Annotated in this window: 22 protein-coding genes; 8 read left to right on the top strand and 14 right to left on the bottom strand. The window is 38.8% G+C overall.

Annotated elements, in window-relative coordinates:
- From traM to AAA970_RS26045, 9 genes are all read right to left on the bottom strand, one after another.
- Positions 1 to 1200 (bottom strand): conjugative transposon protein TraM, encoded by a 1200-nt coding sequence (traM, locus tag AAA970_RS26085; protein WP_338239863.1) that lies wholly within the window; start codon positions 1198 to 1200, stop codon positions 1 to 3.
- Complete coding sequence (locus tag AAA970_RS26080) at positions 1187 to 1531, bottom strand: hypothetical protein (protein ID WP_338239862.1); 345 nt, start codon at positions 1529 to 1531, stop codon at positions 1187 to 1189. Before AAA970_RS26080 ends, traM begins: the two co-directional genes overlap by 14 nt.
- Positions 1509 to 2123: a conjugative transposon protein TraK gene (gene traK, locus AAA970_RS26075; protein WP_338239861.1), complete on the bottom strand. Its 615-nt coding sequence runs from the start codon at positions 2121 to 2123 to the stop codon at positions 1509 to 1511. Before traK ends, AAA970_RS26080 begins: the two co-directional genes overlap by 23 nt.
- A complete protein-coding gene (locus AAA970_RS26070; RefSeq protein WP_338239860.1) occupies positions 2123 to 3148 on the bottom strand; it encodes a TraJ family protein in 1026 nt (341 codons plus the stop codon). Before AAA970_RS26070 ends, traK begins: the two co-directional genes overlap by 1 nt.
- Positions 3149 to 3152: 4 nt before the next feature.
- Positions 3153 to 5588, bottom strand: coding sequence for a TraG family conjugative transposon ATPase (locus AAA970_RS26065; protein WP_338239859.1), 2436 nt, complete (start codon positions 5586 to 5588; stop codon positions 3153 to 3155).
- Positions 5563 to 5877, bottom strand: coding sequence for a DUF4133 domain-containing protein (locus AAA970_RS26060; protein WP_338239683.1), 315 nt, complete (start codon positions 5875 to 5877; stop codon positions 5563 to 5565). The genes AAA970_RS26065 and AAA970_RS26060 overlap by 26 nt, the downstream gene beginning before the upstream one ends.
- 10 nt (positions 5878 to 5887) lie before the next feature.
- Positions 5888 to 6244, bottom strand: a complete 357-nt coding sequence (locus tag AAA970_RS26055; protein ID WP_420916753.1) for a DUF4134 domain-containing protein — start codon at positions 6242 to 6244, stop codon at positions 5888 to 5890.
- A gap of 85 nt (positions 6245 to 6329) precedes the next feature.
- Positions 6330 to 6668, bottom strand: coding sequence for a hypothetical protein (locus AAA970_RS26050; protein WP_338239858.1), 339 nt, complete (start codon positions 6666 to 6668; stop codon positions 6330 to 6332).
- 514 nt (positions 6669 to 7182) lie between these two features.
- Complete coding sequence (locus tag AAA970_RS26045; RefSeq protein ID WP_338239857.1) at positions 7183 to 7524, bottom strand: hypothetical protein; 342 nt, start codon at positions 7522 to 7524, stop codon at positions 7183 to 7185.
- A 568-nt stretch (positions 7525 to 8092) separates the two neighbouring features.
- On the opposite strand from AAA970_RS26045, the gene AAA970_RS26040 reads away from it, so the two are divergent.
- The 7 genes from AAA970_RS26040 to AAA970_RS26010 all read left to right on the top strand — a co-directional run bounded on the left by AAA970_RS26040 (position 8093) and on the right by AAA970_RS26010 (position 13323).
- A complete protein-coding gene (locus AAA970_RS26040; RefSeq protein WP_338239856.1) occupies positions 8093 to 8947 on the top strand; it encodes an ArdC family protein in 855 nt (284 codons plus the stop codon).
- A gap of 72 nt (positions 8948 to 9019) precedes the next feature.
- Entirely contained in the window at positions 9020 to 9283 is a 264-nt protein-coding gene (locus AAA970_RS26035) for a hypothetical protein (protein WP_338239855.1), read from the top strand.
- 102 nt (positions 9284 to 9385) lie between these two features.
- Positions 9386 to 9646 (top strand): hypothetical protein, encoded by a 261-nt coding sequence (locus tag AAA970_RS26030; protein WP_338239853.1) that lies wholly within the window; start codon positions 9386 to 9388, stop codon positions 9644 to 9646.
- A gap of 17 nt (positions 9647 to 9663) precedes the next feature.
- Positions 9664 to 10308, top strand: a complete 645-nt coding sequence (locus tag AAA970_RS26025) for a hypothetical protein (RefSeq protein ID WP_338239852.1) — start codon at positions 9664 to 9666, stop codon at positions 10306 to 10308.
- A complete protein-coding gene (locus tag AAA970_RS26020) occupies positions 10305 to 11015 on the top strand; it encodes a DUF5131 family protein (protein WP_338239851.1) in 711 nt (236 codons plus the stop codon). The genes AAA970_RS26025 and AAA970_RS26020 overlap by 4 nt, the downstream gene beginning before the upstream one ends.
- A gap of 797 nt (positions 11016 to 11812) precedes the next feature.
- Positions 11813 to 12550, top strand: a complete 738-nt coding sequence (locus AAA970_RS26015; RefSeq protein ID WP_338239850.1) for a ParA family protein — start codon at positions 11813 to 11815, stop codon at positions 12548 to 12550.
- On the top strand, positions 12550 to 13323 hold the full coding sequence (locus tag AAA970_RS26010) for a ParB N-terminal domain-containing protein (RefSeq protein WP_338239849.1): 774 nt from the start codon (positions 12550 to 12552) through the stop codon (positions 13321 to 13323). Before AAA970_RS26015 ends, AAA970_RS26010 begins: the two co-directional genes overlap by 1 nt.
- 517 nt (positions 13324 to 13840) lie before the next feature.
- On the opposite strand, the gene AAA970_RS26005 is transcribed toward AAA970_RS26010, so the two are convergent.
- The 5 genes from AAA970_RS26005 to AAA970_RS25985 form a co-directional block, all read right to left on the bottom strand.
- Positions 13841 to 14779 carry a hypothetical protein gene (locus AAA970_RS26005; RefSeq protein WP_338239848.1) on the bottom strand — a complete coding sequence of 313 codons (939 nt, stop codon included), beginning with the start codon at positions 14777 to 14779 and terminating at the stop codon, positions 13841 to 13843.
- Positions 14780 to 15181: 402 nt separating this feature from the next.
- Positions 15182 to 15847 (bottom strand): C40 family peptidase, encoded by a 666-nt coding sequence (locus AAA970_RS26000; protein WP_338239847.1) that lies wholly within the window; start codon positions 15845 to 15847, stop codon positions 15182 to 15184.
- A gap of 11 nt (positions 15848 to 15858) precedes the next feature.
- Positions 15859 to 19797 carry a hypothetical protein gene (locus AAA970_RS25995; protein ID WP_338239846.1) on the bottom strand — a complete coding sequence of 1313 codons (3939 nt, stop codon included), beginning with the start codon at positions 19795 to 19797 and terminating at the stop codon, positions 15859 to 15861.
- Positions 19798 to 20970: 1173 nt separating this feature from the next.
- Positions 20971 to 21534, bottom strand: a complete 564-nt coding sequence (locus tag AAA970_RS25990) for a hypothetical protein (RefSeq protein WP_338239845.1) — start codon at positions 21532 to 21534, stop codon at positions 20971 to 20973.
- Between the two features lie 246 nt (positions 21535 to 21780).
- Positions 21781 to 23319: an ATP-binding protein gene (locus AAA970_RS25985; RefSeq protein ID WP_338239843.1), complete on the bottom strand. Its 1539-nt coding sequence runs from the start codon at positions 23317 to 23319 to the stop codon at positions 21781 to 21783.
- Between the two features lie 1222 nt (positions 23320 to 24541).
- Here AAA970_RS25985 and AAA970_RS25980 point away from each other — a divergent pair.
- Positions 24542 to 25972, top strand: a 1431-nt coding sequence (locus AAA970_RS25980) for a malectin domain-containing carbohydrate-binding protein (protein ID WP_338239842.1), incomplete at its 3' end; no start/stop codon positions are given.

Below are 25972 nucleotides of genomic sequence, written 5' to 3'. Positions count from 1 at the left end.
TTATTGCTGTTTTGGGTCAATGAGGTAGACAATAGTGTTGTACTTCAGGCTGGCCTTATTCTTTTTGACCGCCTTCTGAAAGGCCCTGCTGGTGGTTGAGACCGCACTTTGCCCGATTTGATAGAAGAACTGGCCGGAGTTCTCCGGATTGCTTGACAGCGTCATCCCCTGAGAGGACTGGCTTGCGAGCTCTTTAGTGAAATCCCTGAATTCTGATTCCGGCACAAAAAGCCCTTCCATCCCATCGTTGTCGTACAAATTCAGGCGAACCGGAATTGGCTTACCTTCATGCAGCAGGGAAGAGATTTCTATTTTCACACGCTGGGAAGAAAATCCCTTGACGGTGCCGAAAAGATATTGGCCTTTTTTGATCAGCATTTCCCCTGCATAGACATCTTCTAAAAGTCGAATTCTGACACGGCTATTGGAGGTCACTTTCAGTCCTTCATCCAGTATCGCGCTGATCATATTGTGCTCATTCCTGCTACTGAGGGTATTAAAATGGCCGTTTGCCGTACTTTTGCTTTTGCTAATGGGAACAATGGCCGCTTCCCTGGCTTTTTCCTCTTCTTCCTGCCTCCTTCTTTCTTCCGCCAATTGCTTTTCCAGTTCTTCCTGTTTTCGCTGGTCCGGAGTTTTCATCATCGAGTCAATCACCGCCAAGCGTTTCTTAAATTCCTCAACCTCCGTTTCCTTTTGTGGAGCAGGTTCACTTATAGGCTGAGGTTTAGGCTTCCTCACTATCGGAGGATGATCCTTTTCCGGCAACAGGTATTCTTCCCCATTTTGCTCCACAAACAAGTCAATCCCCCTTTTAGGTCGGTCTCTGTTCAGGGCTATTTCCACCTTTTCCTTCATGGTCGGCTTTTTTTCCGTGTTCAGCATGATGCTGTCCATATCCTGATCAGAAAGCCCATAGTCCAACACCTCTTTTTCCTGTCGCTCAATATCCAGGCCCCGGATAGCGGTATGCTTTCCTCTTTTATCAAATCGGGATCTAAGGGCATCCATCTTGTTTTTGATTTTCCTTTTCTCCAAATAGGGTTTGGGAACAGTAAAATCTACCCCTTGTGTCACTCTTTGCTCCTCTTCCGGCTCCTTTGCAAAAACATCCTTTGCGATATAAAAAAGTAAAAAAGTGAAAGGATAAATGATCAGCGGAATTACATATTTTGGATGTCTCCAGTTAATCTGTCTCATATGAAATCTCCTTTTCGATTTGTTTGAGTAAAAGGGAATCTTCAGTGGTCAGGCTATCCTTTTCCAGGAGTGCGGTCAGCTGAGCTTCCAGTTGATGCCACTTATCGATCTCAGTAAGGCTTTCCTGCGTATCGGATAACTTCCGCGCCAAAGGAGTGAAATCAGTATCAGGCTTGGGGCGAGTACGGTAATACATTTCATTACCAATAAAACTCAACACAAAAAGCAGGACGACCATGCCCAGCGTTGCCGCTTTATGCTGCTCACTCTTTTTCTGAAGCTTTTCAAAAAACCGGTTCGGTTCCTTATTAGAATAGTCGTTTTCTTTCATCACTGATAGATTTATTCTCCAAGGTTAGATATTGCGTTATAAGCACGCCATGCGGGTTATTATCCGTTCGGATCACATCTTTAAGCACCCCTGTGGTCTTGATCTTCCGCTTACTTACTCCTGTTTCACGCTCAAATCGTTGGGTGCCGTAATAGACAAATTCCAGTGTTGCCGGGTCAATGTTGACCGAATCCATTTCAATGGTCACCGTAGTGGTGCTACTGATCAATTGGTTATAAAAGCCCTTCTCAGAGATATTATTGTACTCGGCATGAACGCTTTCATCTCCCAGGTACATGGATCGGCCTATATTCCGTTTGATCATTTTATCATCCGGAGCCAGCGTCCAGAATAACAAGTGAAAGATATTAACATGAGACTGGTACTCAACCATGCGATTGGCCTCGGTCCCAACCTGCTTAGCTAAAATAGGCGTGGCCTCATCCAAAACGTAAATGTTCTTTCGGGTTTTATCCAGCTGGATATTAGTAAACACCAGTATCAGAATGACGATCAAAATACTGGTGACAAAACTGCCGACACTCACCCAGACTGCCAGACGAATCTTGTTTTCTATCTTCTGTAATAGCATTAGGCGACCCCTCCGGTGACTGCTTTTCTCGCGAGCATTCCTAATGCTTGACCACCCCGTACTGAATTACCTAAGGCATTCCCCAAACCTGAAGTACTCACTATCCAGGTACTGATCGCTGGAATGGTGAACATCATCAACCCTCCAAGCAACATCATTAAAGCTGGCATGGTAAAGGTAAAGTCCGATTGAAACAACCAGGAAATATAATGCTCTTCATCATCAAGAATTTGCTGAAGTGTTTCGATATCCGCCCGGTTGGTATAATTCATGCCAAACATGCTCACCGTGGCGATGATATTGGCAATTAATGAATACAAACTTACGGAAATATAGCGGGATATCCACTGGATATAACTATCGGAAAATCCAGGCAATATGCTAATCGCAAAGGCATAAGGACCTAATAAGCCCAGTATGACCAGAAATATTTGCTGAATAAACATCACCCCATAAAAACAGAACTGGTAAATCCAATGGCACAAACCCGACATCCATAATTTTGGAATGAACTTCAGTAAGCCCATCACCATAATTCGTGCCCCTTCAATCAGGCTTGCCATTTTGCTCAAACTCACCCCCAGCTTCTCAAAAACGCCCTGCTCCTGCTGTTCGCTATTTTGATTCACCTCCATGGCACCATTAATCATTTTCATGCCCAATTCATTGGTGAGCTGCATCACTAATTGATATTCTGTTTGCGTCTGCTCTACCTTTTTCCGGAAACCATCTTCGGAAATCCTACTCACCCCTCGCAGGGGAACATCAATCAGGGCGAGAAATGCCCCCCAGTTCATGATCACCAAACCAATAGCAAAAGGACGAAGCAAGGGCATGATCTCCCATTGTCGATCCCCCACAATCATCCCATAACTTTTTACTGCCATGAACAGCATCGTAAATACTCCGGCCAGATACTGCCCGTAGCGGGCATGATCCGCCAGTTCAGTATAACCGAATATGTCCCTGATTTCCTTGATAAAGTCAAGGAAGCCCAGGTCAATAATCTCATTGAAACTCCACATATTTTTATTGTTTTGACGTTACTTGTTTTGCAAAAGCCTGAGGGATTAATCCGGATGCTCTGTAGTCTTTGACCAACGCTTTTACGGCAGGCTCAACACCCCCATACGTTTTCATATAGAGCTTTAAAGCCTCTTTTTCAGGCTTCTCGGTTGAATAAATGAAATACTCTTCATCGCTTACTTCAACCCCATAAGTCTCCCCCGTTTTTCCTCTTTTGATATAGACTTCTTTAAATTTGCTCCTGCCAGCTTGGTTGTCTAAAGCATTAATACTAAAAATCTTATGCTGCTCAACCTCATCCAAATTCAACACCTTCGCGATTGACTCATAATCCCGCCTCAATTCAGTTTGGTCTAATAACATGACCACACTTGAATTTCCAATCACTGTTTTTCTAAGGGTTTCAGAAGATATAATATCATCTAACTCCTGCGTCACCAGGCACGCTTCCCCGTACATCTTCCTACAGGTTTTGTATAAGTATTGTATATACCCCACCATCATTGGACTCGCGATCGCCTTCCACGCCTCTTCTATTATCAATGCCTTATGTCCCTTCTTTCGCTTCATCTTTTGAAGAGAAATATCCATAATGATAAGCGTCAAAATAGGAAATAGAACGGGATGATCTTTGACATTATCGATCTCAAAGACAATGAATTGCTCATCAAACAGGGATGAGTCCATCGTATTATTCAGCAGGAAATCATATTGGCCACCTTTATAAAAGGATTTGAGAATATATTGATATTCATACAGATCAAAATCAATATGATGAGCCTTCTTGATTTGCTTAATCCTTTCTCCTGAAAATTCATAAAACGTATTGAAACTCAACTGATCAATGGTCTTTTCCTCAAAGTATGCCGTAAAATAGTCTCTAAGCACTTCGGACAATATGGATTCTTCCAGCTTGGTTAAGATTCCACCCGTCCCTTTCCACAAAATAGCGATTAGGCTCACCAAACTATGAAGTTTTTCCACCTCTCTTAAATCCTCCGGTGTGACCAAAAAAGGATTTACCGTGATTGGATTATCATCGGAATAAGTGATATAACGACCATTATAATAGTCACATAAACCACTATAGCTATGACCAACATCGATAATCATGATATCACTTTTATAGAGGTAATATTGTCGTATCACTGAATTCCAGCAGAAGGATTTCCCCCCACCTGAAGGTCCCAGAACGAACTTATTCCGATTATTGGTGCGTCCAATAGAACGTGGATATTCATTCGTGTCTATGCCAATAGGCACGCCCTGGCGGTCGGTAAAATAGAGCTTGAAATCTGACGGATCGTCTTGTGGCAACCTCTCCTTGGCCATCAGGCAAATAGCCGCATTAGCCGTGGTCAAAAATCGGTCATAATGCTTCAGGCTTCCGGCATTTCCGGAGATGTTAGCTTTAAACAACTCAAATTGATTGTACGCTGTCTCGGATGGATGTATTCCCAAATCCTTCAACCTGCTGTCTATATGGTTGGCCACATCCTTCAACTTATCCCGGTGGGTCTTCACTAAGATAGAAAAATGACTGTTTACCAAGGTCAGATTATCCCGCTCCATTTCTTGCTGTAGCGCCTCAATATCCCGGATAGCATAATCGTTAGCAGGATCCGGCATACTTTTATGCTTCCTTTTTTTGGCTTCCAGCTTTGCCAGCGTCTTTAATTTGTCCACTACTTCAATAATCTGATTGTAGATGATCAGCTCATAATCAGGCACTGAATATAGAAATGACATCAAGTCTACCGGGAAATCCCGATGGCCGATGTTTTGGATTTTACAGGAGGAAAGCTGAGCTGGTAGATCTACATTATCCGTATCAATCAGACTGATGACCTTGATTCTTCGCTCATCTCCTATGCCTACCCAAGACTCCGTGGCATGGAAATTTTCAATCGACATCACCTCCTTATCAAAGGAAAAAGAAACTTCCCGCAAAACGGTTTGTCTAATCGAATCAGAAAAATAAAGCGTAGGGTTAAAGTTGGACTCCTTTAACTCAGATTCTATCTTATGAATGATCGTAACGAAATCCTGAAACGCCCTCGGGTCAAAGACATACATCCCCCCGCGATGCACTTGCAGGGTAATGGTCAGTAGAGTTTTTACCTCTGTATAGATCCGCCCTTTAAAATGATCATGGTAACAGGCAGACAAAAAGTCTTCCTGTGGTGGTGCCTGATATTTCTTACGAATGAAAATATCCTGCTTTTGCAAGATATACCCCTCCTTCAGGTTACCGATTATTTTAAGCATAGCAGCATGAAACTGTTCATAAGCATCAGGATCTGCACAATATTGCTCCACGGTGTTAGTGATTTCAAACATGGCGGAGAAATCTCCCGTGTTTTGATAGAACACAGAATACCCCTTGAAATCATCAATACCGATGATCGGTAGCTCAAAAGCCTGTTTCTTTTTGCTCATTAGTGTAGGATTTAAGTCTTAAGCTTTGTGGGAGCGTCATATGATACCCCTTCTCTTCCGGCTTCGAATGCAAGCCTTTTTTTTGCCTCCAGGCTGTGAAACCAAAGCCTCCGCCAGCAAGTAGAATGATCGTCAGTATGCCTGCCCACATATTCAGCGCGCAAACGCCCATTCCAATGATAGAGCCTCCTAAAAGTGAAGCCGCTGCCCAGTAGATATAGCGCCCTTTGATGAATTTAAAAACAAGGGGCCGTTGAAGCCCCCTGAAAAATGGATGCGTCCTAAACATCAGTTGATACTTAAATCCCGAAAAAGGACTTAATCACCGTCCCTACCAGTACCAGGAACAAACAAGAGCCCATCCACCCCATGACCGCCTTGTTAACATCCTGATCCCCCGCATTCCATTTGGTGTACACCCTTACCCCTCCAACCATTCCGACAACGGCACCAATTGCTAAAATCAAATCCCCCAATGATTTCATATAGCTCAGTAGCTCGGTGGTGGCTGCATCAAGCCCGGCAGAACCTTGTGCATACACCGTAATATTGGACAACATTACCAGCATTAAAGCCAGAAAGGCGATGCTGTTTTTACGTACAGATTTTGAGATGCCCCCGAAAATTTGGGCAAAAGATTTCATGACAGTTTTCATAAGAAAATTGTTTTGGTTTAAATAATAGTGAAATGTTATTCCTCTGAATGAGGCGAATTACGATAAAGAATATGCTTAATTGGCTTTAGCTGGCGGCAAAGACGTTCTCTGATAAAGTCTCCATAAACTCCTCCGCCCGAGCGTAATATTGATCCAGATCCATCCCCTCATCATAGATCTTTCCGAAGGCCACCTCTTCCTCTTCCTCCTTTGCTGCGGTCTGCCCGGGCTTAAAATCTTCCATCCTCACCTCTTCCGGCGGAGCCGCATCCTCTTGGACCAATGCCCCCATATCATAGGTAATATTGGAGGCCGTGCTATTGATATTTTGGCGACGAAGGTTGATGTATTCAAAGAAAGCAACCACCCCATAATAAATACCTAAAATTCCTGTTACTAATAAAAAGAAATCACTCCAACTCATAGCTTTATTGTTTAATTATTAGTGAGTTATTTGTTTTGCTATGTTCCAAAGTTGGGAAGAATTTTTGAAAACAGGGTGGAAGTTTACCCTAGTTTTTGTGGGACTTTACCCTGATTTTTTTACGCAACTTTTTGGTCAAAAACGCATAAAAACGGCCTATAATTAACGTATAGGCATATTTTTATACGTTTATATTTCTCTGCGAAAATAATGACTAATTTTTTCGTGATGCTCGGCTTGACTTTTTCACTATGGAATTTGGAGGTTGCTTTTGGGTTTTATACTAAACTCAATCTATTCAGCAACTTACCCTAAACCTGCTTGAGTATTTTTCTCTTCCTTAAGCCGAAGCCCTCCAAATGAAAAAAGGAGACCATTCCTAGCCTCCCTTACAATGGTACTTTTTGCAATTTAGAACCAAGATGCCTACTACTATGATAGTGTAAAATTGAAAATTCGGGCTGCTATCATAAAGAAATCTTGAAAGGAACTCCCCGGAGCCATATTTCCCTGCTTAAATGGTTTTCTTTTGATTTTCACAAGGGAAAGCATAAAAGCAGCGGATATCTTTTTCAAGCCAGTCTCTTTTCTCTGTCTCTTCAGCTGCAACTTCATAAACAGCCACCATCAAATCCTTATCACAGTATTCCGGCCAAATGGCAGACCGCTCATGAGTCTGAACGCTATCCTTTATATCAGAAGTACTCACCACATCAATTACCGTCTTAGACTTCTTTCCAAAGCACAGAATAATAAACACTCCCGGAACATTCTTCAGGTGATCTGCCTCAGATAATTTGTAAGGACCTTCAAATTGATATTTCTCATTGCATCCGCTAATTGTGATTTCTTCCATTCCCATCGTAATGATTTGAAATTAGTGTTAGAGATCAATATCCGTAGCCAAAATCATATATAAAAATTATAGTAGCACAAAAAATAAAAGAAGGAGATCGCTCTCTAAAAATATTCCTCCATTTAGTGCCCAACCAAAAATAAGAGTCGACCTTAGAAATAATTAGTTTGTATTGGAATAAAAATACTGAACCAAAGGATTGAGGGCAATTACCTCATATATCCTATTCGTTTTATGGGCTTATATGGCTTTAGGTTTTAGACTCAACTTGGAGCAATATAGACTTAAGGGGGAGAAAAAAACAAAGGCAAGAAGGAAAGCAAATCGTGCGAATAAAATAAATATTGAATTTTACTAATAATTGTACATTTCAAACCCCAAAAAGGGCACGATCAACCTCTAAAAGGAGTTAAATATAGCCTAATGAGTACTAAAAACGGCTTTTTAAAGCTACAAATAAAGCCTATTAATTATCAAATAAATTAGATTATTCGTATATTAAAGTAATGAAAGAAAGCAGTTTTTCTTTCTCCACCTCCTGTCTACAACAGGATTAAAAAATTGTAATATGAAACCATACGAAAAAATCACCGATCAAATCATTGGTCTATTGGAGCAGGGTGTTTGTCCTTGGAAACATTATTTGAATTCACCTCAGGCCCCACAAAATTTCACCTCAAAAAGGGAATATAATGGCTTTAACCATATGTGGTTAAGTTTTTTCCAAAGCTTTAAAGGTTATCAGTCTTCGGAGTGGTTAACCTTTAAGCAAGCCAAGAACCTGAATGGTGCTATCAAAAAGGGATCTAAAGGCCTTCCAGTTATTTATTATGACGTTATGCATCTGGATGCTAATAACAATAAAGTTTCCGAAGAACTGGCCGTCAAAAAAGTTCCTTTCCTCAAGGTTTTCACGGTTTTTAATATGGAGCAGACCGAGGGAATTGAATGGAGTCCTGTTGAATCAGAAGCTAAGGAGGTTAACCCTATTGAGGCTGCCGAGGAGATTATTAATCATATGCCCAACGCTCCAAAAATAACTTATGGGGGCACTGGAGCATATTACAGGCCATCAGTTGACACGGTAAATGTCCCAAAGATTGCGGATTGTACTTCAGAGGAGGAATACTATTCCACATTATTTCATGAACTGGTACACGCCACAGGACATGAGTCCAGACTTAACAGAAAAGAGATTACTGAAAAAGTGAATTTTGGTAGTCAGATTTACAGCAAGGAGGAGTTAACGGCAGAGCTTGGAGCCGCTTTCCTTTGTAGTGAAGCAGGGATTTCAGAGCATGTAATTGAAAACCAGGCAGCCTACTTACAGGGATGGTTAAAGGCACTTAAAAGTGATAAGAAAATGATTTTCGAAGCCTCAGCCAAAGCTGGTCAGGCAGCAAAATACATTATCGGGGGATAATTTTTTTGACAGGGGGAGCCCGCTCCCCCTCCCTTTCTCTTTCCAAATTTTCTACTCAAAAATTTATTGAATATGTGTTTCAATACAAATCAACAAAACATACAATTCGCCTACATTGGTGATGGTTTCAAAGCGCTAACGGGTATTTACCGAAAGTATATTGCGGTGAATGAAAAAAATCAAGTACTGGCTTTAAGGGGAAAATCCCAGCCTTTTACCCCACGTGGGGGTATTTCAGAAATCCGTGAGTTTTTAAATGCCTCCAGTACGGAGGAATACCACTTTATTGATTACGATTTCTCATGTAAGTACAGTCTGTTCTCCCTTCAATTGTAGTCGAATCTAAATGGGAATGGTCGCTATTTATTGTAACGGCCATTCCTGAATCAACCAGCGCAAGCGCTGGAGTAGTTTCTCCCACCCTCAAATCTTACACTCATGATCAATTCAATTTCACTTACTCCCCAAATGCTGGAAGTACTGGATTTTCGAATCATCCTTACCCCTACCATCCGGCAAAAATGTCAATCTCTCAATCGGTTCAACCAACTGATCAAATACTATAAAGATCCATATACGGGAACCATCATCGGGCTATTTGATGAATTCAAATTACCCTTTATCAGCCCTATAGATCCGGAGACCGATTGTGCCTCCCTCCCTTATGTTATTGAAGGAAATATTTTTATCGAATTATGATTCTAAAAAACACGCTCATGTCAAATACTAAAACTTTTTCTTACACAGACTTTAAGGGCATCGCCAGGCTACCCAATTTAGCAAAAAACAACGGCCTTCTACTTTATAAAAGCCGGGAATACACCACTTCAATTAACCCTGAGCAAGTATTTTTCATCCCCAATTGCAACTCCAGTTTTACCCGACCAATGTCAGCCTCAAACAAAAAAATAGCCTGGCCGTGGTGTCAACCTCTACTCAGCCGATCCCTTAGAAAATCTGAAATCATCAAGGATCGAGAATCCTTTCGAATGGCCTACCAAAGCTCCTTAAATATGGAAGTCTTCATCGAAGAAGAAATCGTAATCGCGCTATTAAATGATTGTCCAATCGATGATTCATACTTCCAAAAATTGGAAGAATTGCGATTGAAATTCCTATCAGATATAAAGGCCACTAAGGCAATTCAAAAAGAACAGGACCGTGAATTCGACTTCCTTCGAACTTATGGAACTGAAGTCTGCAAAATATTAGCGACCAAAAGAGCGGAATGGAATAAAACCAGCCCTGAAAAAGAACTTGCCAATATCTTACAGACCAGCCAAACCGCTTTATCCCTACCTACAAAGGAAAATTCCGGATTTAGTAACTCCTACGCTCACTATAAAAACATTTCATTATGACGACCTCAAAAATAGAATGGACCGACATCTCCTGGAATCCTGTTACAGGCTGCACCAAAGTATCCGCTGGTTGCAAAAATTGCTATGCCGAGAAAATGAGTAAGCGCCTACAAGCCATGAATATTGAAAAATATAAGGACGGATTTTCTGTAATCAAATCACATGAAGAAGCCCTTTTGGCACCATTTAACTGGAAAAGGACCAAACGGGTTTTTGTTAATTCCATGAGCGATTTATTTCATGAAAAAGTTCCCAAGGCCTTCATCCAAAAGGTCTTTCAGGTCATGAAATCAAATCCACAGCATAACTTTCAGGTGCTCACCAAGCGTGCTGAAAGGTTAGCGAAACTCTCGCCTTACCTCAATTGGTCAGATAATATTTGGATGGGCGTATCAGTAGAAAGTGAAAAGTTTCTCAGTAGGGTAGACCTACTTAAATCCACCGAAGCAAAAGTTAAATTTCTCTCCCTCGAACCCTTATTAGGCCCGCTACACCAATTGAATGTTGATGGAATTGACTGGGTGATTGTAGGTGGGGAAAGTGGCTATAAAGCCCGTTTGATGAATCCCTTCTGGGTGAATCACATTCAAACCATATGTCAAAATACCAACACCCCATTCTTCTTCAAACAGTGGGGTGGGCCACATAAAAAAGAAAAGGGGAGAGTACTCAACGGAAAAACCTATTCCCAATTTCCACCAATCTAAAATCAATTGAAAGATGAATACACAAATGCAATTTACCCCAAGCCCTATTAATTCCGGAATAAGTCACATTTTTGATAATGAATTTGTCAGGTACCGACTCTTCATGAACTGGGCTGATTACTGCAAATCTGAAGGAATGAACTATATTAATGCCCAGCAGATTGCAAATAGCATCAAAAATGAAATATTGGACAAATTGATTATCCTAATTGGGTTAGGGGAGACTGAAAGCCGCCCAATTGCTGAAAAAATGTTTAAAAATATCCTCACGAATAATATTTGATTGACAACAAATTCAACTCAATTAATCAGAATTTGAAAACCGGATCTGCTGTACCCTTCAAAAGGATGGCTAATAAGATCAATAATTATGTGAAAACAATTCATTTTAAATAACAGCCATGAATCTACCAAAAAATGAAAATTCACAGGAATTTAAGACACGATTTTACACTAAGTTCACCTCAAAATTATATATTCGAAGTGAATTACATAAGCAAAGTAACCTGGAAATTCTTTATGGATCCCAACAAGCCTCCATTTTGGTACAATATCTCTGATAATCAAGTCTCAATAGAAAGGACTGAGCCTCCTATTATTAAATGTGTGCTCAGAAAATTTGACTTTGAAACCAACAACCCTTGTTCATTAGAAATTATCCATCAGGAAAACCAGTATAAATTGGAAGCTGTCCAATACCCGGAGGATCTCCGACTAACGAAAATCAAGCTGCATTTAAAAAATATGCGAGGCTGGATAAGACCAAGGCTCAACCGTGTACATAAACTGAATTTACAATGAAAATATATAGCATAATTAACCATAAAGGGGGAGTGGGTAAATCCACTATGACGGTAAATCTGGCCGCACAAATGTCAAAGTTAGGGCAAAAAGTTCTAATGATTGATTTTGACCCACAAGCCAATTCAACCAGTATCTTGATTGATGAAGATTCCCCATACACCTCCATTGCTGACATTCTACTTCAGGATCTTGAAGTGAAGACACATGAAATCAATGAAAACTTCCATATTTTGCCTTCCAGCCTGCTTTTGGCAAAATGTGAAAGAATGTTTGGCGGATCCTCTGCTGGTTTTTTTAAACTCAAAAAACTAATCCCTCAACTTGAGGATAAATTCGATATAGTATTAATCGACTGCCCTCCCTCTTTAGGATGGTTGACCCAAAACGCCCTTAATGCTTCAACTAATGTCATCATTCCATCTGCTCCGGAAAAATTCTCTACAGATGGCTTTGACAACTTAATGGAGGTTATTGATGAGGTCAAAGAAACATCAAACCCTAACCTGGAAGTAGATGGCATTTTTCTCAATATGGTTAGAAACCTGAGAGTCCATACTGCTTATGTGGAACAAATTAGAGAGGCTTATGGAGATATGATCTTCACTAGTCAGATTGCAAACCTAAAAGACTTTCCTGAAGCAAATGCATCTTTAATGCCTGTTATTGAATATGCACCAAGTAGTAAAGCATCTTCAGAAATTGAATCCCTAGCAAAAGAAATTTTATCATAATGGCTAAAGGTGGTTTCAAACTGGCAAAACCAGTTACTAAGAAAAATACAGAAACAACGGAAAAAAAGAAATCTGAGATTTCAGAGACCTTAAAAGCGGTGCCATTAGAAATGGAGGAATACACCACTGATAATGCACCTTTCGATTTTCATGAAGACCTAAAACAATTTTTCCCGGAACAATCCGAGGATGAATTTGAAGAACTAGTGGAATCCGTAAAAGAAGAAGGAGTAAGAGAGCCTTTGCTATTATGGAAAGAAAATGGGAAAACCTGGCTGGTGGATGGACATAACCGGTATAGAGCCGCACAAGCAAGCGAACGGCCTTTTAAGGTAACCTATCTGGAAAAAAGCAGTATTCAAGAGGTTAAACACTGGATGCTACAAAATCAATTGGGAAGAAGGAACCTGACTAAAGCTCAATTGAAAAAATTCTGGACTAAAATTGCACTGGAAAATGTTCAGCATGGGGGAGACCGAAAAAGTCAAAACAGATCTTTCATGACTCTCGAAGAAGTTGCTGAAAAAGTAGGGGCATCCTCAAGAACCATTAAACGATGGATGAAAGAGGAAAGAGAAAGCACCTTAATAAAAGAGGAAAAACAAAAGGCCGAACAGCAAAAGAGTTTAGAGGAAAAAACCGCTGAAGCTTTGAGTAAAATCCTTAATAAAATCAATAAACTGGTTAAGGATACAGAAGAAGGGGAGATGAAGGTTAAAATTCTGAAGGACCTATCTTCCTGGGCCGAAAATGAAATTGAGAGAATTTCGTAAAGAAGAAGCTTAAATAATCAAGGGGACATAATGTCCCCTTGATTATTCCCTCTGGAGAAAATACTTTCATCATTATTTTAAATGATTTTCTCAGATCTCAATAAATTCCATCATTTGACTAAATGATAGAATTCCCTCTCTGTATTATATAATCGGATAATAAACTGTTTTTCATCTATATCCAGGACGATTAAAGAATCTCCGACATAACCTTTATCTCCTTTCTGTAAATTTCAGATTCAAAAAAGGAGAAACCGATTCGAAAAGGAACGCAAATGCCCAAATAAAAAGAAATTGAGGTTTCATATATCAAAATATCGATAAGCCTTAAAAAGTTACTTCAATCAAAAATTGTTGAAATAGGGAAGGGGAGGGCTTCTAATATTTTACTGAAACTGCTTTCAATGAGGATAAACGGCTCCATAATTTCTAATTTAGGTTTCTTTATTACTTAATTCTTTATACGATTTTCATAATCAACTTTTTAACACATGAAACAGGCGTATTTTAGCTTTTTTTAACTACCTAAAGCACCCTCCTTTATCCATGAATGTAATGTTTCAATAAACCCAGGGTGAATTAAATACCCCATAGAGGCATGCGGATTGGACCTTCCACCTCGTACGGTCATATTATAAACCGGGTATATATCTTTTACCGGCTCTTGAATAATGCCATAGCCTGCCATCGCTTTAAAATCATCGGCAAGTTTACTATCATGAGAAATATAATCATCTTCAGCCGAAATGTTTACCCAACGTTTAATGTTCAGGGGGTATCTTTTCTTTCCCTTACTTTTGGAGCCTTTGAGTCTTCTCTTAACGGTTATGTCACCCAAAGGGGAGCCCATGGTCACCAAAAGGTCGACCCGTTTTTTATCGCCGAATTCCTCCCGGTATTCCCCGTAATGAGATAACTTCCATAAATTATCATAGCATATCACCGAACCCAGACTATGACCGATAAGCATAATTCGTTCTTCCTTTTTTAACGCATCACGCAATACCTGCAACAAACGATGCCGAATATCGCTCCCATAATAATCTTCTTCATTCCAATAATTTTCAATATCCGGGGCCACGGCTGAAATGAAATCATCGGCTAGCCTCAGACACCCCAAAACACCGGAAAAAGTATCGGCTAAAGCTTCCTTTAAACAACCTAATTTGGATAATGCCTCAAACTTATCCTTTGTAAAATCATTCTTCCCTATTTGGCAGAGCAAATTCAACGCCTGAATTCTGCTTTCCGGATCTTCTTCCTCCTCCTTCAGAAATTTATTGGACAAGTCGCCGTAATAAACAAAATCCTTGGGGGTGTTTTCAAAAGCATTTACGGCATCCCTACCAAAGTCGCGTTCGAGCCCACTCCTTATGGCGTCATACCATAGTGACCTTAGGTTATCCTCCGAGGGCTTTCGGGCCCTGCCGTGAACAAAAACAATCCGATTTTTCATAATACAAGAATAATTTTTAAATCCGTTTTTTATTAAATAGACTGTTTGAAGAGGCCTGAAAAAACCGTCTTGCAAAACGATTCCATAGGCCTGATGGAATTCCACCCCAGGCAACAGACCTGAGTACCAGACAGACTTCCCTCGGTTGATTTATGGTCAGTTCAGAAGCCTCCGAATTATACAGGCCAATAATTTTACTGATGCAGGAAAGCAGAAATTCACCTCTCTTTCAGGGATTAAAATGAAGTCCAGTAACATCAAACCTAGGGCAGAAGCGGTAACTTTACCTTTTTATTCTAAGGGGAAGTCAACAAGCCGGAAGGACTACCCCATCACAGGCTTTTAATGTGGGCATTCATGGTTAAACTATTCAATTGCCTGTCGCCAAGAAAGCTTATATTCCTACTCCAACAGCATTTCCTTTAAAATATCCTGTGTGGCTTGCGTATAATGACCCGTAACCTGCAGCCCCGTTTGAGTCTGTAATTTCTGAAGTTGTTCAAGGGTCCTTCGACCAAAAATCCCGTCCTCATAGCCACAATAAAACCCAAAGAAATTCAACAATCGCTGCAACTGCATCACCGCCGGCCCTCTGCTTCCTTCCTTAAGTTCCTCATCCGGAACAACCAGCACCCCATCCTGCCCCAACCTCCGGAAACCCAATACCTGTTCATGCTGATAGCTTCGAACAGAAACGCTGTTATCCTGATTACCACCCAGGGTAAATACCTCCTGAAGGTTTTTGGAAAAACCTAGAAACAAACCCACATGTCCCTTCCAGGAGGCCGGCGATTCCCGCCAGAAAATCACTACATCTCCGGGAACCGGATCATCCACCGGCAAACCTACCTGCAACCAACTACGTGCATTCATTTGATGACTCCTTTGAAGCCTCGCCTCCTGGCAACACCAGTTCATAAAGATACTGCACCAGGGAATCTCATCCCTATCCACCTGTTTCCCGAAGCCGCTACTCCTGGCGTATTCCAGAATTCGTTCATGGTGGCTGACACCCGGAATTTCCTTGATTCCTAGCTCAGCAAAGGCAATTTGAAGGAGTTGGTTCATAATAATATGGTTTATTCAGTATTACCAGCATTAACTGGTTCCACATTTCCAAAATTCATATTTCTATTAATGCGGTAATAGGATAAAATCGCCGGAATTAATGCGCCTACTAATGGGGAGAACAAAACAAAGCGATTAAAAAATTCCTGACTGGAAATAAAAATAATCCCGATTAATGTGACCACCATTAATAAAATCGGCCAATGTAAATAGGACCAAATTCCTTTTTCATTACTAAAACTTGCCAATAAATGGACCTCACTTGATTCTAAATCATTATTAATATAGTGTTTAAAAATCCGGGAAGTGAAGCGTGGATAACCTTCAAAAACTATTATTTTCTTATTTGTCAGTGAAATAATAGCCGTTCGGTTCATTAAATTCACCACCCCATCTTTGGCCAAATCTACCAGAAAAAGCTTTTCTTCTTTTGTTAAAGAATCCCATGTAATTTTTAATTTGTCCTTTAGTTTTAATTTCATCCCTATGAGTTCGTCCCTTTTCTTATACAAATATTTATAGGCGATGTCCGAAAAATTTAAGGATTTAAAAACCCTCATTTCTGGATCACTTTTGGATCTCAAACGAACAACATCTTTAATAAGATATTCTGAAAACTCTTCATAGTTCATTTTTTTTATTTTGCTCCTTTCTTTTTCATCTTCAATGAACTCTAACTCATGTTCCTTTTTATACTTTAAATCCAGTAATCTCTCTTTACGCATGCAGGACCTGATAACAAAATACAAATCGGTCTCCGTTTTTGGCGAATCTTTCTTTTTTTTGATTAACCAATGAAAGGATTTAATTAACATATTTCTAATCATCACCATATCCGATGCCACAATTTTTCTTTCAGCATCTGCTTCTCCTATAAACTCATCATTAAAAAAGGTAAATACAAAAAGCTTGTTAAAAACCAGCATCAACAACAGCGTAATCATAAATACACCAATCACAAACACTAGTGGATTAAAATTAGAGAAACCACCAAAAACAAAAATTAATTGTGCGAAAGAGAAATTCAAGATTAACAGAAAAACAAATAATTTTTGCCGTCGCGACAGATACTCCAAAGGGTCTTTTCTACCCATATCTTTTAAATAAAATTTATCTACCCCACGTTTCAAGAAGTTCATGAGCACGAACACTAAGGGGCCAACGACAATTAAAGTACCTGATATCAACTGAAATATAGTATAGGAATGATTTCTGCCTACATGATAATAGATCATTAGCATCACAGAAACACCAAAAAAAACTATTACTAAATAAAATTGGTTATAAATTAATCTGCTATTTTTTGATATTAACATTGCATGAAAATAATACAAAGGACCAAAATCCTTAATAATCAACCGAGAGGATGAATATTTTCCACGAATGGAGGAAAAAATTGCAAATATGAGGATGAACAAAAACAGGGATGCAAAGGTAAGTGAAAAGACATCTCGGGTGGTTATTAGAAAATAATCTAATGTTTCTCTCTTCAGCTTATCGTAATAGGGAACAACATTAATAATAAACAAACCTGTACTATCCCGATAACAAAACTGGTTATTCAAAAAGCTCCCGAGAGAGGGTGATTCTTCCATATAATGTACATTTGCTAAAGAGGTTTGTAAATAATGATCTCCATTCAGTAAGGCCCGGTTTTCGGGTGTAACCGAACTAAAATGTAACAGACTGTCCTTAAACTTATGCGCATCCAGGGAGAAAAAAATATTATAATCTGCAGGAACATCCACCTTAATATCACTAAAATACGCTTGATCGACAGAATCCAGATCATAAAAATTCACCTTATAATCTATTGAATCACTATGCAAATAGTAATACTTCCACTTAGAATCTACATAGGACATTAATTTCCCCAATAAGAGTCCGTTTTTCTTACCTCCAATTTGCTCCCTGTATTTATAATACTCCCGATCAGAAATACTCCGATTACGAAAATTTTTATAACCATATAATTCCTGATCTTTTTCAAATAGCAATTTACCTTCTTCATCAAATATAATTTCCTCGGAAGAGATAGCCGTTTTAGTTCTAAAATTATCCCTCAATTCGGATAATCGCTTATTTAGCTCACACTTTAAATCATAGGAATCATCGAATATCTTTTTTCTATGGATATAATAATGATTCATGGAAATAAAGTAGCAAATCATAACAAATGAAAAAATAAAAAGAGAGGAAAAGCCCAGATAAAGATCAAACAATCGGATACCCTCATACTTATTAATTAACCATAGCCTGATGACAGGAAGCAATATCAGGAGTATCACTCCCAATAAAATTAAATTTAATAATGTAATAGGGGAAAAATTCTTCGCATATTGATCAAAAGTACTTTGAGGCAAAAGCCCTACCAACTGGTACTCCCCCCCCCCTAATGACACGGTAGTAGAATACAACCTATTCCCACCTCCCAGATTGAGGACAAACTCCCCCCCACTCGATATACTCTCTTTAATAAAAGAGGAATCTTTATTCAATAAAATAGGCTTAAAATTATCTTTAGCCTCCGCTTTGTTATGCAAATCTGCGGAGAAATAAATCTGGTTTGAGTTTAACAAACAAAGGGAAGAAATGGTCTTGGCGTAATTGCCCCCATACTGCTGCATTCTCTTGACCTTTAGGAAAATCCGCTTCAAGGGAACAAGAAAAGGAAATACTTTATGAAAATACACTACAACAGACTCTGTTTCTGAATTATGCAAACCTAATACTATATGCTTCCTATTTTTCCCATTTGGATTATACGGTAGAGCCATGGGTTCCATTCCTAAAATACTATTAATCGATGGTGCAGTAGAGGATTCCGAAAATTCATCAAAATAATGATCTCCCAATAGTAGTTCTATATCATAATCCTGACTAACGGATAGAGAATAAACAATTCCGGAGTCAAAAAAATAAGGCTTAACCATATCATGCCCTCTTTTATTACTAAAACTCTGCTTAAATTTACGGTAACTCTCCTCTATTTCCTTTACCCTTGCAAACCCCTTTTCAAATTGCTTAACATCCTCCCAACTTTCTTTCAGCGCTTTTAATTGCGCCTCATTTACCCATACTCTATGTTCAGCCGGAAAACACGCTAAAATAACCTGTAAATTTTGTTCCATTAAAGGAAACCATCGCCCTATTTGCGAATCATCATAGATATCTTGTACCTCAGATAAAGAATCTAATCTTGCCACTTTTTCCAAGTACCTATCCCGGTTACATAAATAATCTTCTGTGTTACGCAATAATTCCTTGAAACTTCTGGTAAATAAAAAAACATCTGCCGCGAAAGCCTCCCTTTTGATGCTTTGTGTCACACTAGCCACAGGAGAATTTATTTTTTCCTCCTTTTCTTTTTGTTCAATGGTTTGGCATTTGACAATTAATTCATCTAGCCCTCGCTCAATGTACTCAAATTCATTCAGCCCATAACAGTCTCTTATAGTCGGTAGGGCATTCTTCAGTTTCTCACACCAGCTCTTAACTACTGAAATCTGATACAAATCAACAGAATCAATTTTCAAAAGTTCTTTTTCAAAATTAGTTTCCGGATTATCACTTTCAAATAAAGTAGTACATTTTGCTGAATCACTATCCGGTGTTCTGTATTCAATAAGATTATTTAAAAACAACAATATATCGTCAAAAATATCTGGCTCCTCATAATAACCGTCAAATCTAGAAAGATAATCTTCCATATATTTTTGTTTTTCTTGTTCTCTTTTTTTCTTTTCTTTTTCCAACAACGCCATCTTTTTCTTCTCAACATCTTCTTTGGAAAACCCAAATACGGTCGAATTATTTTTTATGTTATTGATTTCTTGTTCCGCAAAAATAAAATCAGAGTTCTTATCGATTATTCCATATAATTGAGCGGTAATGCTCGGACTTGAATAGAAAGCATCAATCTCCTCCAAATCACTGGCAATGGATTTCAACTCTGCCATCGCACGTTGATCAAACTCCTTTTTACGATTTTCAACATAATAGAAGAAGTAGGTGCCATAAACCCCTGCTATAATCAAAATGGATATGATGATCCAGGAAGTTCTTTTTTTCAACGGCCTGCTTTTCATATTTCCTGCAATTAAAATATACCACACGGATTGCTATAAAAAAGCAATCATTCATCGGCTAAAAATCGGGTATTCGGGGAAAGGGTTTTCTTATTTTTCAGAGGAACCGGAACCCCTCATCGTGCACTTTCTTCACTTTCATTTTCATTGGACGGTCTGCAATCAGTCGCAGAAATCAGGACATAAAAGTCCCGATCCCTATTATTCCGTGCATAATTTTAATGAAAAGCAAAATCAGGACTACCAGCCCGGAGGATAATTAGTGGCACCGTCCCTATCTGTAAAAAAAATATTTATCAATATCTTCTCTCACAGGAAAGGTATTGGCTATCCTTCCACACTATAAGGGAGATATACATAAAAACCAACTATCCGGAACGTTTTGCAACATCACCCGGCACCTTCCTTTCCGGAGGCATTCCTATTGCTGCTTATTGCATCAGCATATTTTATAGCAATAATACCGGGATTTGGAAGGATTTTTGATGGCTTTCTCATCTCTCTGACACTTTATATTCAACAACCTAACCAGAATAATCACCATCCTTCTGTTTTAGTTTTAAGAAATATCAAATTTCATCACTTTATTGAAAAATTATAATTTAACCCATCGGAATCACAAAACAAACGCCCATTTTTCCGGTCGCGTGCGGTAGTCTGTTACCAAAAAAACTCATTGTCAATTATAGGTGTCTCGGCCTGAAATAAGTTGACGCCTTAAAACAGGAATGAATTGTATTCCTCCATAGGCTACCACTAATAAATTCCATCAACTCTAATAATAAGACAGGTTTGATAGGTTTTTCAATTTCAAATCTAAGATTCGTTTATGTATCGAAGCACCTGGTCTAGAGGAATATTTAATCCCTCTACCATTTGGACATCAGTCAATAATTCAACTTTCACTAATCTATGTGCAGGCTTTCGTAAGCTTTCCTCTTTTGTAATCTAATTCAATTTGTGAAGTGGTGTTCTTTTCGTTGGATGTTACATATTCCACGACAATAGTAGTTATTGACTCTAATCTTACAATATCTATATTCTTCCTTCCTTATACACTTTGTGAGAAAGTTCCTGATCGTTTAGGCGTTCCAACTCCTCTACCAATCCCGCCTTTACTAAATCTATTTCAGGAGGTAATGAACTAGATTGCTCAACTAAATCCTTTGAGGAGTACCATTGCTCACCATCGGCAAAAATCCATTCATGTCGATTTATACTCTCCTGAACCTCTGTAGATAGCGCATGATCAAAGCTAAAAACTTGTTTGTCGAATCTATTTGGCTTTATAATACAGCACTTCGATAAAATTTTATTCACATCACCCTCTGAAATATGGAGTCTATAAGAACCATTTTGGTCAGGAATAGGCCGTGACTGCTGGAATAAGTGCCTAATTTTCTCCTTATCAAAAAGAATGGTCTCTGTCTTGACAAAATTCGTTTCGCCTCTTTTTATGGACGTTTCAGGATCAATCGACCATTGGCTTTCTTTGCGCTCCTCTTGAAACTTGACTTGGATATAATTCCAACCAAAAATAATGAGACACAAAATCGACAAATACAGAACAGCTATCATCATTTGATTAAATTTTTTCATTATTAGAATAAATTACTAATATCCTTCATCAACAACAAATTATTTTACCGACAGTTCGTCATATTTATTCAAATTGAGTATTTACCCCTACACCTCCTTAACCTACACTTTTTCAGCCCCTTACAATGATTCATCCTTTAAAATCTTAGTCGCGGTGTAAGTTCCCCTGTTTCCCACAAAAGGAGGTGGCTTGGTTTTAATAATTGTACATTTTCCCAAAAAGAATAAACCATTCTATACAAATGGCTATATGTTTCCCGCATGAAAACGTGAGATGATCGCTCTTAATTTTCCCACATCAAAAGGTTTTACTAATGCATGGCTGAACCCCTTTTCGTTCATATTTTCCAAATTCGAGGGAAGGGTGGCACTCAGGGCAATAATAGGGATTTGAAGTCCTTGTTGTCTAAGCACTTTTGTGGCTACATAACCATCCATTACTGGCATTTGCAAATCCATTAATATTAGATCAATATCAGGATGCTCCGCCACTTTTTTAATCGCCTCCTTGCCATCTTTAGCTGTTAATACCGAACTACCGGATTTCTTAAGTAGCTTCTTTAAAACTAATAAGTTAATTGGATTGTCATCCACCGCCAAAATTTTCAAATCCGCCAATGATAACCCAGACTCCTCAACTTTATTCGCAGTAGCTTTAGTAATGTTCGGACTTTCCTCTAGTAGTAACTGGAAATAAAACCTGGTCCCCTCATCAACTTTGGATGTGTATTGTAGGTGTCCTCCCATGGACTGTACGATTTTCTGAGAAATGGACAACCCCAAACCAGTTCCACCATAATCTTTATAGACCTCAAATGTTTCTTGCACAAAAGGCTTAAAAATTTTTTCTCCAACTTCCGGAGAAATGCCCTTACCGGTGTCTTCAACAGTAAAAAGCACATTCATCACCTTATCTTCACTCGAAATTAGAGAGGCGCTTAGCTTAACATAGCCCTTTTGGGTAAACTTGATCGCATTGTTTACCAGGTTATTTAAACATTGATTTAAACGAGTAAGATCAAATAGTAACTTCTTAGGTAGCCGCTCATCAATCTCTAAATGAAATTCAATTCCTTTTTTGGTGGCTGTCTCCTTAAAAATATTCTGGACTTGCATCCCTAATAGAAAAAGGTCATTCGGCCTCGCTTGAATAGGGATGTCACTATCATTAAATTTCGCTAGATCCAATACATCGTTCACTAAAAAAAGGAGGAGGTTGGAAGAATAAGAAAGAGAATCAATAATGGACTTATGCTTGATGGACTCCTGTTCTTTCAACACATTAATCAGTCCAATGATGCCATTCAAGGGTGTGCGTAATTCATGGGATAGCGTGTTAAAAAATCGATAACGCAGACTCTCCTGTTCCCTTATTTTCTCAATATACCCTTCCAAATTTCTATTCGCTTCGTAAAGTTCCTGGCTAAAATTCTTTGCCTTCCGTGTAGAGGTTTTCTCTTTGCTTAAAGATGATTGAAAACTATCCTGAAGACTTTTTAATCCTAAAGCACTCAACATCAAAGCACAGAGTCCGAATCCCGTCCTTTGCCATTGAATTTCTTTGGCAGATAAATGAATCTGATACTGTTGAGGTAGCTCAATAAAATTCACTACCACAAAACAGCAAAAAACTAAAGTAAGGAGAGAAAATTTAGCGACCTTTTCCTCTTTTTTAAAAAGGAGAAAAATGGCCACTACAGCCGTAAAATACAGGTACTCAATACCTGTAGTAATGCCAAAAGAGAGGATCAGGCCAGTATTGATCAGCATAAGAATGCCAATCATTCCAGTTTTAAGCAATAAAAAACGACCTGATTTTAACCAAAAAAACATGGGTAACAGCAATACATTGGAGCCAATCAGCGCTAAGGCAGTCCAATAATTTTCATAATAAAGAAATGCTATTCCTAAGATCGTTTGAAAGCCAAAGGTAAATAGAATGTACTTTAGAACCGTTCGAACTTCATGGACAGATTCAGTATTATTCGCTCTGTCGACAAAATATGAGGATATTTTATCAAAAAAATACATATGTTGGGGAGTTTCATATTTATTCTAATATAATGAAAATTGCGTTATTTACCATTCCCCCTATGGATTTAACCTACTATAAATGTGTAGCTTATCCCACTCAATTCCCATCTGAGAATAGAATACAATGAAATACCCAAATTGGATATCCTGATCAAGGACAATGGTGATCAAATGGCTTGTTTGTAAGATATATGATAAACTAATTTTCGTAGAATTGCAGCTTGTAGTCCGGGAAAATATTCTGACACTAATGAGTCAAAAAAGCCAAATAAACTAGGCTAAAAGAGGATGATTGGCGTATTGACAAAGATTAACGGAGCGTTTTCCTATATTCTTGGTCCAAGAAACAATGTAATTAATTACAAGTCACCTGGTATCGAAAATCCGAAACAAAAGCAGCCAAATGGAAAGGTATCTATTGAATAATGGAGTGAAAATTACAACCTAAAGCCCTTTAATTCACGAGTAAAGTAACATCAAATAAAAGGACTTCAAGTCGTTATTGGATACCTCTTATTAGCTGAAAAAATATCGATCATTGAATAAAGTAAATAAGGTGCATGCTATTATTTGAATTGAAGAACTATACATCGCGATTAAAGAAGTTTAAGGCTTTGAGTGTATGATTCTAAAATCAAATTTAAAACGAGATAGTGAGGTGAAATTTCCCCAAATAAAGCTCCAAATACCTTCTGATTATAACAAGCAAAAACACCAATACAATAGAATTAAGTGCCTTATTTTTTGTGAATAATTATGAAAGTGATGAAACTGATAATCCCACTTGAAGAATCAGGCTCTTCATGTAAACAAAAAGCGCAAGGGAGAAATTTTTCTGATAGTATAAACGAAGGGTATCATGAGAAAATTTTCCTACTTCCAAAGGATAGTCCTAAGCCCAATCCTATATTGTGTGCTTCCATGGCATATGACAATAGCACAAATCCCCGAAAACCTCAGGTTGTGCCTAAATTTGACAAAGGAGAGGCCACTTTATTTTATCGTTGAAGATGACGAAAGAGGGCCTTACCATGCAAGTCCATTTGTTTTCAAGGATAAGGTCTGCTTTTTTTCTAGCGGTGTTGATGACCAAGTTGTTTTAGTCGCCTACGACCCTGTAACTGAGGAGCAGGTCCCTTTAGTAAGTGGTTATTTCACCGGAATATATTATACCCATTATGACGACTACTTATATTTCTGGGGAAATCAGCTTGGAAGTTATGATGGCCAAAAAGTCACTTATTTCAACGAAGAAAACACTCAAGCAAGTTATATAGAGGGGGCGCTCGAAGCGATGTATAGTGGCTTCCAGTCGCCACAGTTTTATTTGATGAATGATTCCCTTATCACTTTGCCCTGGCCAATAGCTGAAGTATTTATCAATAATGAATTAGGTTATAAATATCAGTATTTGGGAGTAAACAAAACGAATGCATACCCACTGGATATAAACATAGAGACCGTTTTGAAAGGAGTCCCTTTAAATACGGGAATGGAGTTTACCAAACTCACTACTCGTGAGCCGGATCAGTTTAATAAGGGAAGTGACCGGAACCCAAGACTGGATTTAAACTACAGCGCCTTACTACCTCCAGCTATAGCGAAATACAACAGTGGGGATAGGGCAGTTAAAATTGGAAATGCCTTTTATTTTACCACCCTATTAAACAATGAACTTTGGCTGGTAGAATATATTTCAAATCCCGCCGAAGATGCCAACTTCTTTGTGAATGCCGGAGAAAATCCCATACGGTCCACGGAAGAAGAAAAATGGTTAAATCAACGCACAGGGAACCGCTATGATGATTTAGCGCTTGGAGATTCTTTTTGGAACAGTCACCGATTTGGTCAATTTAGCTATCGAATACCATTGGAGAATGGTTTGTATCAGCTGAACCTTTTCTTTAAAGAGATTTATTTCAAAGAAACGAATCAAAGGGATTTTCATGTGAAGGCGGAGGATCGTCTGTTGTTGAAAAATTTTAATCCGGACCCAGCTGCAGGAGAAATTACCAAAACCTTTCAAATCGAAATAAAGGATGGTGCTTTAGACTTACAATTTCTCCCCGGCATGAAGAATCACCCCATGCTAAGTGCTTTAAGCTTAACGAAAATTGAACAAGCACAATATATCAATGCTGGAAATGAAAAGCCTGAAGAGGCGTCTTTCTATACGGGAGGTCGTTCGTATGAGGTGCCGTTTGAATTATGGGAAGACATCTATTCAAATACTTCAATGGATAAAGGGACTTCAATTCCGCAAAACGTTTTTTTGACAGAGCGCTATGGGAAATCATTTGCCTATCATTTACCCATTAAGCAAGCAGGATTTTATGAGGTATCTGTATGGACTGCAGAAACCTTTTGGTTGGATATCTCAGATTATCATGGCCCATGGTCAGAG

This window comes from Persicobacter diffluens, from assembly GCF_036244895.1.
GTDB lineage: Bacteria > Bacteroidota > Bacteroidia > Cytophagales > Cyclobacteriaceae > Persicobacter > Persicobacter diffluens.
The sequence above is the reverse complement of the archived record's forward strand: the minus strand, read 5'-3'. Positions and strand labels throughout refer to the sequence as shown.

Bases quoted from the DNA above. Each gene is read 5' to 3' on its own strand.
- AAA970_RS26070 (WP_338239860.1), bottom strand. From the start codon at position 3,148: ATGTGGAGTTTCAATGAGATTATTGACCTGGGCTTCCTTGACTTTATC.
- AAA970_RS26055 (WP_420916753.1), bottom strand. From the start codon at position 6,244: ATGAAAACTGTCATGAAATCTTTTGCCCAAATTTTCGGGGGCATCTCA.
- AAA970_RS26060 (WP_338239683.1), bottom strand. From the start codon at position 5,877: ATGTTTAGGACGCATCCATTTTTCAGGGGGCTTCAACGGCCCCTTGTT.
- AAA970_RS26025 (WP_338239852.1), top strand. From the start codon at position 9,664: ATGTCAAATACTAAAACTTTTTCTTACACAGACTTTAAGGGCATCGCC.
- AAA970_RS26010 (WP_338239849.1), top strand. From the start codon at position 12,550: ATGGCTAAAGGTGGTTTCAAACTGGCAAAACCAGTTACTAAGAAAAAT.
- AAA970_RS25985 (WP_338239843.1), bottom strand. From the start codon at position 23,319: ATGATTGGCATTCTTATGCTGATCAATACTGGCCTGATCCTCTCTTTT.
- AAA970_RS26045 (WP_338239857.1), bottom strand. From the start codon at position 7,524: ATGGAAGAAATCACAATTAGCGGATGCAATGAGAAATATCAATTTGAA.
- AAA970_RS26030 (WP_338239853.1), top strand. From the start codon at position 9,386: ATGATCAATTCAATTTCACTTACTCCCCAAATGCTGGAAGTACTGGAT.
- traM (WP_338239863.1), bottom strand. From the start codon at position 1,200: ATGAGACAGATTAACTGGAGACATCCAAAATATGTAATTCCGCTGATC.
- AAA970_RS26035 (WP_338239855.1), top strand. From the start codon at position 9,020: ATGTGTTTCAATACAAATCAACAAAACATACAATTCGCCTACATTGGT.
- AAA970_RS26020 (WP_338239851.1), top strand. From the start codon at position 10,305: ATGACGACCTCAAAAATAGAATGGACCGACATCTCCTGGAATCCTGTT.
- AAA970_RS26080 (WP_338239862.1), bottom strand. From the start codon at position 1,531: ATGAAAGAAAACGACTATTCTAATAAGGAACCGAACCGGTTTTTTGAA.
- traK (WP_338239861.1), bottom strand. From the start codon at position 2,123: ATGCTATTACAGAAGATAGAAAACAAGATTCGTCTGGCAGTCTGGGTG.
- AAA970_RS26015 (WP_338239850.1), top strand. From the start codon at position 11,813: ATGAAAATATATAGCATAATTAACCATAAAGGGGGAGTGGGTAAATCC.
- AAA970_RS25990 (WP_338239845.1), bottom strand. From the start codon at position 21,534: ATGAAAAAATTTAATCAAATGATGATAGCTGTTCTGTATTTGTCGATT.
- AAA970_RS26040 (WP_338239856.1), top strand. From the start codon at position 8,093: ATGAAACCATACGAAAAAATCACCGATCAAATCATTGGTCTATTGGAG.
- AAA970_RS26050 (WP_338239858.1), bottom strand. From the start codon at position 6,668: ATGAGTTGGAGTGATTTCTTTTTATTAGTAACAGGAATTTTAGGTATT.
- AAA970_RS26065 (WP_338239859.1), bottom strand. From the start codon at position 5,588: ATGAGCAAAAAGAAACAGGCTTTTGAGCTACCGATCATCGGTATTGAT.
- AAA970_RS26005 (WP_338239848.1), bottom strand. From the start codon at position 14,779: ATGAAAAATCGGATTGTTTTTGTTCACGGCAGGGCCCGAAAGCCCTCG.
- AAA970_RS26000 (WP_338239847.1), bottom strand. From the start codon at position 15,847: ATGAACCAACTCCTTCAAATTGCCTTTGCTGAGCTAGGAATCAAGGAA.